This is a genomic window from Stenotrophomonas sp. STEN240 (genome assembly GCF_056756175.1).
Genome location: NZ_JBRRBO010000013.1, coordinates 25,620 through 36,545 on the forward strand (window position 1 = coordinate 25,620; position 10,926 = coordinate 36,545).

General features: G+C 63.9%; 3 protein-coding genes. 2 read left to right on the top strand and 1 reads right to left on the bottom strand.

The window, feature by feature from the left end; translation table 11 throughout:
- Positions 1–393: 393 nt before the first annotated feature.
- Positions 394–5,001: a DUF7507 domain-containing protein gene (locus tag ACVOKO_RS08180; protein ID WP_346498443.1), complete on the top strand. Its 4,608-nt coding sequence runs from the start codon at positions 394–396 to the stop codon at positions 4,999–5,001.
- A complete protein-coding gene (locus ACVOKO_RS08185) occupies positions 4,998–8,714 on the top strand; it encodes a hypothetical protein (RefSeq protein ID WP_346498444.1) in 3,717 nt (1,238 codons plus the stop codon). The genes ACVOKO_RS08180 and ACVOKO_RS08185 overlap by 4 nt, the downstream gene beginning before the upstream one ends.
- Before the next feature lie 320 nt (positions 8,715–9,034).
- Here ACVOKO_RS08185 and ACVOKO_RS08190 read toward each other — a convergent pair whose 3' ends face one another.
- Positions 9,035–10,561: an esterase/lipase family protein gene (locus ACVOKO_RS08190; RefSeq protein WP_346498445.1), complete on the bottom strand. Its 1,527-nt coding sequence runs from the start codon at positions 10,559–10,561 to the stop codon at positions 9,035–9,037.
- Positions 10,562–10,926 lie beyond the last annotated feature (365 nt).

The following is a 10,926-nucleotide window of genomic DNA, read 5'->3' on the forward strand; positions in this document are numbered from 1 at the left end:
TCACGGCGGCACAAACGCCTTGTCTCCCAATGCTTTTCATCCATCGGCGTGCTGAATAGCGGCGCTGCCAATGGCGCGCGAGGCCTTTCAGCGTCGTGAAAGATCCTTCATCAGTGAAACGAAATTTTTGGCTAGCATCCGCGCCGAACTGTGATGGCTCGCTACTTTTACTTCTTGAACATTTTGTTCATCTGTGATTGAGAAGTTAAAGCCCGCGCGGGACTAGGGGACGCAGTGCCAGGGGGAAAGTTTCCGCTTGAACACTCGCACGCACCGATAGTCCGCGCCGGGCAGCTACTTAAGTGCCGGGTCCGTTCGCGTTCAAAAGGTTCGTCGCTCCAGCGTAGGGGGGGCGCTTTTGCACTGGGCCTATAAGGCTCAATGGAGCTGCGTGTGTCTGCAAAAACGAATTTCATCGGCTTGCGCCGGGGTGTATGCCTGAGCGTGCTGGTTGTGGCGGCGATGTTCGGTATGTCCGCAACGGCAACTGCGCAGAATGCGCGCAATACCGCCACCGTCACGCCGCCAAGCGGCGTCACCAATCCAGGCACGCAGTGCGTCGCGCCGGCCGTGTTCACCGCAGCCACTGGCGTGTGCGCTTCAACCGACGAGGACCCGGTCACCCGCACTTCCGATCTGACCATCGTCAAGACCGAGCGTGAAGCGGGCACTGCGAACTTCATCGCAGGGCCGCTGACGGTAGGCATCGGCGCTACGGTCGAATTTCAGATCGCGGTGGGCAATGGCGGGCCAAGCGCGCTCACCGGCGCGGTGTTCAGCGACGTGGTGCCCGCCAACTTCAGCGCGTTGAGCGTTGTCAGCGTTGCCGCCAGCGCTGCGCCGGCAATCGCGGCAAGCGGGTGCGCGGCAAATATTGCGGGCAATACGCTCAGTGGCGTGTTCTCGGGGCCGATGGGCAGCAGTTGCAGCGTCATCATTCGCGGCACCGCCAGCATCGCTGCCGCGGCACCCGGGGTGACCAATACCGCAAAGGCTACGCCGCCGGAAGGAACCGATGATCCCAACGGCGCCAGCAGTTCGGTGCAGACCATCATCACCGCGCCCGCGTTGAAATTGAGCAAGAGCGGCACGCTGTCGGCCGACAAGAAGACGGTCAGCTACAGCTTCGTGGTCGAAAACACCGGCAACGTGGATCTGAGCGCGGTAACCGTCACCGATCCGAAATTGCCGACGCTGAGCTGCCCGCCGATCGCGCTGGCCGTTGGCGCCTCTCAGACGCTGGTCTGCACCGGCAACGTCTACAGCCTGCGCTCGCTGGACAACGCGGCGGGCAAGGTCGACAACACCGCCACTGCCAGCGGCACGCCGCCGAACGGCCCAGCAGTCAGCGACAGCGACGATGCAACGGTTGCACTGCAGGCCGCGCCCGCGTTGACGCTGAGCAAGGCCGGCACGCTGTCGACCGACAAGAACACCATCAGCTACAGCTTCAGCGTGACCAATACCGGCAATGTGGATCTGAGCGCGGTAACGGTCACCGACCCGAAGTTGCCGGCGCTGAGCTGCCCGCCGATCACGCTGGCCGTTGGCGCTTCGCAGACGCTGGTCTGCACCGGCAACGTCTACACCGTGGGCTCGCTCGACAATGCCGCAGGCAAGGTCGACAACACCGCTACTGCCAGCGGCACGCCGCCGAACGGACCTGCGGTCAGCGCTACCGACACTGCAACGGTTGCACTGCAGGCCGCGCCCACGCTGACGCTGAGCAAGGCCGGCACGCTGTCGACCGACAAGAACACCATCAGCTACAGCTTCAGCGTGACCAATACCGGCAATGTGGATCTGAGTGCGGTAACCGTCACCGACCCGAAGCTGCCTGCGCTGAGCTGCCCGCCGATCACGCTGGCTGTTGGCACTTCGCAGACGCTGGTCTGCACCGGCAACGTCTACACCGTGGGCTCGCTCGACAATGCGGCAGGCAAGGTCGACAACACCGCCACTGCCAGCGGCACGCCGCCGAACGGACCTGCGGTCAGCGCTACCGACATTGCAACGGTGGCACTGCAGGCCGCACCTGCGTTGACGCTGACCAAGACCGGCACGCTGTCGACCGACAAGAACACCATCAGCTACAGCTTCAGCGTGACCAATACCGGCAACGTGGATCTGAGCGCGGTAACGGTCACCGACCCGAAGCTGCCTGCGCTGAGCTGCCCGTCGATCACGCTGGCCGTCGGCGCTTCGCAGGCGTTGGTCTGCACCGGCAACGTCTACACCGTGGGCTCGCTCGACAATGCCGCAGGCAAGGTCGACAACACCGCCACTGCCAGCGGTACGCCGCCGACCGGCCCTGCGGTCAGTGCCAACGACACCGCAACGGTGGCGCTGCAGGCCGCGCCCGCGCTGACGTTGAGCAAGACCGGCACGTTGTCGGCGGACCAGGCAAGCATCAGCTACAGCTTCACCGTGACCAATACCGGCAACGTGGATCTGAGCAACGTCACATTGGCCGATCCGATGCTGGCCGCACTCAACTGCCCGGCAATCACGCTGCTGGTTGGGGCTGCGCAGACGCTGGCGTGCACCGACAACAGTCATGCAACCACGGTGACGGACTATGTGAGTGGCAGCGTGATCAATACCGCCACGGTCACTGCCACGCCGCCTGGCGGTGGCACCCCGGTCACCGCGACCGACACGGTAACCACGCCGCTGGTCAACAGCTTGAACCCGGTGGATGACGCGCGCACCACCGCGCAGAACACGTCGGTGACGGTGGACGTGCAGGCCAACGATACCGTCGTCGGCGCGCGCTTGAATCCGCTGTCGGTGACGATCCTGAGCAACCCGTCCCTTGGCACGTTCAGCCTGAATCCGGATGGCACGGTCGTCTACACACCCAATAACAATTTCTCGGGCGTGGATACCTTCGTCTACCAGATCTGTAATACCGCCAGCCCAACCCCGGCCTGCAAATCGGCCACCGTCACCATCACCATTCCGCCCAACCGCATCGATGCGGTGGATGACAACGCCAGGACGCCGTTGGACACCCCGGTCAACATTGCTGTGATCGGCAATGACACCACCAGCGGACTGCCATTGGATCCGGCATCGGTAACCGTGCTGACGCCGCCTGGCCACGGTGTTGTCAGCTGCAGTGCCGGCAGCTGCCTGTACACGCCGAACCCCGGCTTCGTGGGCGAGGACAGTTTTGTCTACCGGGTCTGCGACGTGTCGCTGCCCATCCCGGTCTGTGACACCGCAACAGCCACCATCACCATCGAAGGCAACACCCAGGTGCGGCTCAGCAAGCAGGTCAGCCCGCGCGATGTAAAGGTCGGCGACCTGGTGCGTTACACCGTGACCATGGAAAACGTCGGTGAGTTGGAAGTAGTCGACGCAAGCCTGGTCGACACGCCGCCGCCGGGCTTCACCCTGGTGGTGGGGTCGCTGCAGGTGGCCGACCGCGATGGCGCCGGTCGCTTGGCCGGCAGCTATCCAATCCGTGTCGACCAGATAGATATCGACAAGGGCGGGCGCGCGACCATCAGCTACCTGTTGCGGGTAGGTGCCGGTGTGCGCGGTGGGCTGCACGTCAACTCGGCCGAAGTGCATGACAACGGGCGCCGCATTTCCAATGTGGCCACGGCCACCGTGCAGATGGTGTCCGACCCGATGACCGATGAAACCACGCTGCTGGGCACGGTGTTTGATGACCGCGACAGCGACGGCTGGCAGGACAGCGCGCAGATGAGTGACATCCGCGTGCAGGGCGGCTTTGCAGCGGGTGCCTATATTGCCGGCTCGACCACGGTTGATCGCGGCGACGGTCCGCAGCCGCAAGCCGATGCCAGTGCGCCGCTGCTGCATGGAATCGCGCTTGGTCGCATTGGTGGCCGCCAGTCCGATGCCGATCCGGCACAGGCGCGCCAGGTGGTGGTCAGCCAGCGGCTGCGTTCGCTGGACTTCAGCAATGATTTCGTCCTGACCACCGCGCAGGGCGCCACGCTGCGCATGGATGCCGCCGGCAACACCACGCTCAGCGCTGAAAGCGGCGATGCTGCGCGGGGCCTGAGCGCCGCCACGCCAAGCGTGCAGCGCACGGTCAGCCCGGCCGAGCAGGGTTACCGCGTTGACTACACCATCCGCAACGAAGGTGTGGACGAGCGCGGTGTGCCGGGGGTGCGGATCGCGTCGGTGGAAGGCCTGCTGGTTGAAACCGACCAGTACGGTCGCTACAACCTGATCGGTGTCGATGCCGGGCGCGATGATCGTGGCCGCAACTTCATCCTGAAGGTAGACCCGGCCACGTTGCCACCGGGCAGCGTCTTCACTACCCGCAATCCGCTGCTGCGCAGGGTGACCCCGGGCCTGCCGGTGCGCTTCGATTTCGGCGTCAAGCTGCCGCCCGCACTGTTGCAGGGTGAGCGCACCCAGCCGGTGCTGATGGAGCTGGGGGCGGTGATGTTTGCAGCGGGCAGTGCCCAGCTGCGCAGCGAGTACCTGCCGGTTGTGGAAAGCATGGCGGCGCAGGTGCGCAGCCATGGCGGTGGCGAGGTGGTGATCGGCGCACAGGGCGAAAGCGAGTTGCTGGCATTCGACCGGGCCGTGGCCTTGCGCAAGGCTTTGGTGGCGGCGCTGCCGGCGGATGTGTCCGCGCGTACCCGGGTAAGCCTGCGTACCGATAGCGGTGAGGCCAGCCGCAGCGTGCTGGAGCTGGGGGCGTGGCCGTTGCTGGGCACGGCGTTCTTCGATACCGACAAGGCCAGCATCAAGCCGGAGTACGACGCGCTGCTGGCGCATATCGCCAGCTATCTGCTGGAAATGGATGTGCCAACCATCAAGGTGGTTGGCCATGCCGACCGGCGGGGTTCGGCCGCCTATAACGACGCCCTGGGGATGCGTCGTGCCAAAGCGGTGTTCGATGCGCTGAGCGCGCAGATGCCGGCCGCGCAGCGCGGCCGCATCAAGGTCGAGATCCTCCCTGGCGAGCCCGACGCCTCATCCGGGCAAGCAAGTGCGGAGGCCACGCCATGAAGATGAAACTACTGGATTACACCCTGCTGTGCGTGCTGGCAGGCATGGCTTCGTCCGTGTCCGCGCAGGATGCGAAGTCGCCATCGGCAGCCAGCGATAGCGATAAGACCGGGGCAGCTTCCTGCGATTCCAGCGGCTGTAGCAGTGAGGACGGCATGCTGTTCAAACTGATCAGCCGTGGCAGCAAGGATGCCGAGCGCGCGCCGCTCGCATCCACGCAACTGGCAGCGGACCGCCAGGTGTCGGTAGCTGCGGAAAAGCGCGAGCAGGAATGGAACCGCGCCCTGCAGCCGGGGCAGGCGGTGGCGATCGGCAAGTGGTCGTTGCAGCTGCCCAATGGTGGCGTGATCTGGGCAACGGAAGACCCCAACCTGGGGCAGCCGTCGTTCAGTCTGTCGGCGCCGTCGCTGCTGCCGTTCGATGGCAGCCGCATCACCCGGCCAGTGCAGTTCTACGCCTACAACAACTATTCGGCATTCATGCAGCGCGCCGAGGTGCTGGTGTACCGCGCCAGTGATACCGATCTGGTGGATCCGGTAGCGGTGATTCCATTGCCGGTGGCCGCCTCGACCACGCTGGAATGGGATGGCCGCCTGCCGTCCGGCTACAGGCCGAAGGTGGGGGACGAGCTGGTCTACATCGCGCGTGCCTACGGCGCCGATGGCGCGTTTGACGAAACCTATCCCAGCCGCCTGCAGTTGGTGCGCCCCGAAGAAGCCGAGCGTGGCGCGCAGCTGCTGCGCAATGCGGTCGAGAAGGGCAAGGGCACTGCTTTCAATACCGATGATGCGCAGTTGCAGAGCCTGGTAGACCAGAGCTTTGGCCGCGACAGTCTGCGCCAGCAGAACATCGCCATCTACGGCTCGCGCATCCGCATCCAGGGCCGCAACCTGCCCGAAAGCGCCAGCGTCAAAATCAACGGCCAGATGCAGCCGGTGGACATGGAAAGCAGGCTGGTTGCCGAATACCTGGTGCCGGTGGGCGAGCACAGGTTCGACATCGATATTGCTGCGGGCACGCAGGGGCAGGCCATCCATGACCAGCTGGACGTGGATGTCACCGGCCGCTACATGTTTGCCGTGGCGCTGGCCGATTTCACCTTGTCCGGTGGCAATGTTTCCGGCTCGCTGGAACCGCTGGGCAATGACGACCGCTACGACAGGAATCTGGTGGTCGACGGCCGCCTTGCGTTCTATCTGAAGGGCAAGGTCAAGGGCAAATACCTGGTCACCGCCCAGGCCGATACCCAGGAGCATGAAGTCAACGAGCTGTTCAAGGGTTTCTGGAACGCGGACCCGCAGGATGTATTCCGGCGCCTGGATCCGGACCAGTACTACCCGGTGTATGGCGACGACTCCACCACCTACCGTGATGTGGATACGCAGGGCCGGCTGTATGTGCGCGTGGATTGGGACAAGAGCCAGGCGCTGTGGGGCAATTTCAGCACCGGCATTACCGGCACCGAGTACGGGCAGTATTCGCGCTCGCTGTACGGTGGTGCGCTGAACTGGCGCAGCCGTGCGACCAATGCGTGGGGCGATGCCAGCAGCACGCTGCGTGCATTCGGCTCCGAGGCGCAGACCGCACCCGGCCACAGCGAGTTCCTCGGCACCGGCGGCAGTCTGTATTACCTGCGCCACAACGACATCCTGCCGGGGTCGGAAAAGGTGGCCATCGAAATCCGTGATGCCACCACCGGCAGGGTTGAAAAGCGCATCGACCTGCAGGCGGGCGCTGACTACCAGATCGACGATTTCCAGGGCCGTTTGATCCTGTCCGATGCGCTGTCCATCGTTACCCGTGATGGCCTGCCACGGCTGTCGCGTGACACCCCGCTCGATGGCTATACCCAGGTGCTGCTGGTCGATTACGAATACCTGCCCACCGGCTTCAATCCCGACGAAATCACGGCCGGTGTGCGCGGCAAGCACTGGTTTGGTGACCACGTTGGCGTCGGCGTCACCTATGTGGACGAGAACCGCGCCGGCGACGACTACACCCTGGCAGCGGCCGATCTCACCCTGCAGGCCGGCCGAGGCACCTACCTGAAGGTGGAGCAGGCGCGTACCGAGAGCACCAGCGCACCGGTGTTCTACTCGGAGAACGGCGGCCTCAGTTTCGATCAGCTCAACTCCGGCCTGGGGGCGCGCCGCGAGGGCGATGCAACTTCGGTCGAAGCACGCGCCAACTTCAAGGAACTGGGCTGGACCGCGCTGGATTGGTCGGCCGGGGCATGGATGCGGCGGGTGGATTCGGGTTACTCCATCGCCCGCTACGACACCGGCGAGGAAGTTCGTGAGCATGGTGCCGAGTTCCGTGGCCAGCTGACGCCGGATTTCGATATCTACGGCCGCTACAGTCGCGCCGAGCGGGGTGCCGAGTACCTGGAACAAAGCCAGCTGACCGGCGAGTGGCGCATCAACCAGGACAATACGCTCAGCGCCGAGCTGCGCCGTGTTGATGAAAGCAGCCTCAGCGGTCAGGGCATCGGCACGCTGGGCGCGTTGCAGTACAAGCACCGCTTCGGCACGAGTTTTGACATGTACGGCACCGCGCAGGCGACGCTGGACGACGACGGTGGCAAGTACCGCGACAACGATGCGGTCACCGTGGGTGGCAATTATCAGTTCGGCAATCTGTCCAGCATCGGTGCGGAAGTCACCAAGGGCGATCGCGGCGATGCCGCGCAGCTCAACGCCGAATACCGGCTGGCGCCGGATCATTCCCTCTATGGCAACTACACCTTCACCAATGCCACCAGCAGTGATTACGACTCGCTGTTCAATCCGCTGCAGCGCGATGGCTGGACGCTGGGCCAACGTTGGCGCCTGTCCAACCAGGTCAATGTGTTCAATGAGAGCCAATACCTGAAGGCGCGCAACGAGACCGGCCTGGCGCATACCTTCGGCATGGATTTCTATCCGGGCGTGGGTTGGAACCTGGGCTTCCAGCTGCAGGACGCGGAGCTTGACCGTGGCACCGGCAACATCAACCGTCGCGCGGTGAGCGTGAGCGGTAGTCGCACTTCGGCCGATACGCAATGGAGCAGCAAGGTTGAATGGCGCCAGGACAGCGGTGCCGAGCGTCGCGAGCAGTGGGTGACCACCAACAACCTGACCCACAAGTTCAACGACAGTCTGCGTATCGCGGCGCGTTTCAACTACTCCGATACCGACGACGAACTCGATCCGCTGGCCGGCGCGCGCTTCATCGAAGGCAATGTCGGCTTTGCCTACCGTCCGTTCAACAGCACGCGTTGGGGCCTGTTGGGCCGCTATACCTATCTGTACGACGTTTCCACCCTGGCCCAGGACACCAGCAGCGCGTATTACGACCAGCGCAGCCAGGTGTTGTCGTTCGAAGGCGTATACCGGCCGCGCAGCAACTGGGAGTTCGCACTCAAGGCTGCGCGTCGCGAGGGTGAGGTGCGGATGGGCCGCATGACCGGCGCCTGGGCCGATTCGGCGGCAACCTTGCTGGCGGGCCAGGTGCGTTACGGCATCACCACCGATTGGCATGGCTTGGCCGAGTATCGCAGTTTGACTGTCAAGGACGGCGGCCGCAGGCAAGGTGCGCTGGTGGGTATCGATCGCGATATCGGCAAGAACTTCCGCGTTGGTGTGGGCTACAACTTCACCGACTTCAGCGACAAGCTCACCGATTTCGACTACGACCACCGCGGCTGGTTCCTGAACGTGGTGGGCAGCTACTGATGGGGATGCGGGCGCGCTGACACGCGTCATCCACGAGGTCCGCAATCTGCATGCACGTGCGCCGGCCAATATTGTTGTCACCCAGACGCGGCGCGCAGTGCGCAGCGCCGTTCACGGTGGCGCAGTTGCAGTCGGAAGCCGGCGTGCCGATACCGGTGTTTCCGCCGCATAGCGCGGTCAGGATGAGCATGAGCTGCGTGATTGATTGAGCTGTGCGGGTGCGTCGCTGTTGCAAAGCAGCTGCCGCCCCGCGCCGTGCCAACGCGCGGGTTGATGTGCGGGTCAGCGCTGCGGGGACGAACTCCGCCTGTGTGGCCGGTTCAGCGCCAGGCGGAAAGTGACAGTTTCAGTTCGGCGCTGAAGCCCTTGGCCGACTGCAGCGGAATACCGAACACATTCGGCGCCTGCTGGTTGATGCCGATGGCCTTGCTGCGTGCGCCCGCCAGCTCGGCTTCGTTCTTCGGCCCGCCTGCCCATTGGTCATCGCTCCACACATAGCGCAGCCGCCAACCACCGGCGTCGTCGGGTTTGGCGAACACCACCAAGGTGTTGCGGAACAGGTACTCACCGGGAATGTGGTTCTTCAGGAACAGCGCGCCATCGACTTGATAACCGGCATTGCTCACCGCCAGATCGATGGAGAACGCAATCTCGCTGCCGGCCAGTATCTTGCTGCTGTCCAGGAATACCGAAAACAGTACGGTCGAGCGCTTGTCCTTCAGCAGGTTGCCCTGTGCATCGAAGATGTCGCCGTATTCGCGGCGGATGGCGCATTGGTTGGCCTGCGTGCGCGCGGTGAGTTCATAGGTATAGGCGCCACGCGGTGCCACTGTGGCCTCGATGTAATACGAGGACTCGATCTTCTTGCCGCGCTTGCGGGCGGCCTCGATCTCCGGCGGAAAGGGCAGCGCGCTGATGTCCAGTTGCGCGGTGGCGCAGGTATCACCAAACAGAAAGCGCACCAGGTTCTGGTAACCCTCTTCGGAATTGACGATGCCGAAATAGCCGCTGTGACTGCGGTTGACGAAGGCACGCGGTGAGCCTTCCACATAGGCATTGGCGATGCGCACCAGGCCATCGCTCAGCGCGCCCACCGCGAACGAGGACAGCCCATGCGCGGCGGCATAGTCGCGGCTGTTGGTGCCGATCAGGCAGAACAGCCGCTCCGGCGGAAACCCGGACGTACCCAACGTGTTGACCTTGTCCTTGGGCACCTTCAGGTACTTGCCCATATTGGTCCGGTTGAAATTGTTCAGGTCGTTGATCGACAGCAGATTGGGCAGGTTGATGCCGCCCACCTCGATGCCATTGTGCGGCGTGGCATAGGTAAAGGCCTTGTCGACCATCGCCCGCACCTCCGCGCTGGCTACATCCGGGTTCTGCAGCAGGCAGCGGCAGATCAGCCCCCCCATCGAGTGCGCCACCAGATAAACCCGGAAATCCTTGCGCATGGCCGCGTTGTTGCCGCAGATGCTGTCGCGCAGCTGCTCGATGCGCTTGCCCAGGGCGGTGGCGGCATCAATGATCGATGGCGTCCTGCCATCCCCAAAGGCCGGGTCGGCCGGATCGTAGTAGCGGTGGATGACGATGCAGCGCGGCGAGATGCGGTCGCGGCGCTCGGCACCGAATTCGTAGACATCGCGGTAGTCGTAATCCTTCATCAGCCGCACCAGCGGCGACTCGAACACGAACTTGACGATGCTGCCGTCCTGCGCCTGACGCATCTTGGTGGAGCCGGCCTCCAGGCCCATGAACGGGGTAGAGGTGGTTTCCACGATCTCATCGCGGGTCATTGCATAGCCGCGCACATAGATGATCGGGAAGTAGGGGCGTTCAATACGTTCCATGGCCGGTCTCTGCGGGGGCTGCAGGCGATGGTGAACGGATTTTTGGGATTTGTCCTGAATTTGCAGCCGGTTGGCCTTTCTGCGGCGCTGTGCAGGCAGGGCGGGTGTGCCCCGCGTTGGAGCCACCATGCAGCGCCTTGCCGATGGCAAAGGGAAGGGGGCAAAGGCGCGCATCGCTTGGGATTTGTAGGAGCGGCGTCAGCCGCGAAGCCGGTGAACTGGCAGCCGCCGCGCGGCATGTATCACCACAGTTCACCGCCGCCAGCTTCGCGGCTCATGCCGCTCCTACAAAAGCCGGTCTGGATGGTTGTGGGAGCGGTGTAAGCCGCGAAGCTGGCCGAATGGCAGCAGCGGTAATCCTGCCG

Coding starts and splice junctions, on each gene's coding strand:
- ACVOKO_RS08185 (WP_346498444.1), top strand. CDS start 4,998: ATGAAGATGAAACTACTGGATTACACCCTGCTGTGCGTGCTGGCAGGC.
- ACVOKO_RS08190 (WP_346498445.1), bottom strand. CDS start 10,561: ATGGAACGTATTGAACGCCCCTACTTCCCGATCATCTATGTGCGCGGC.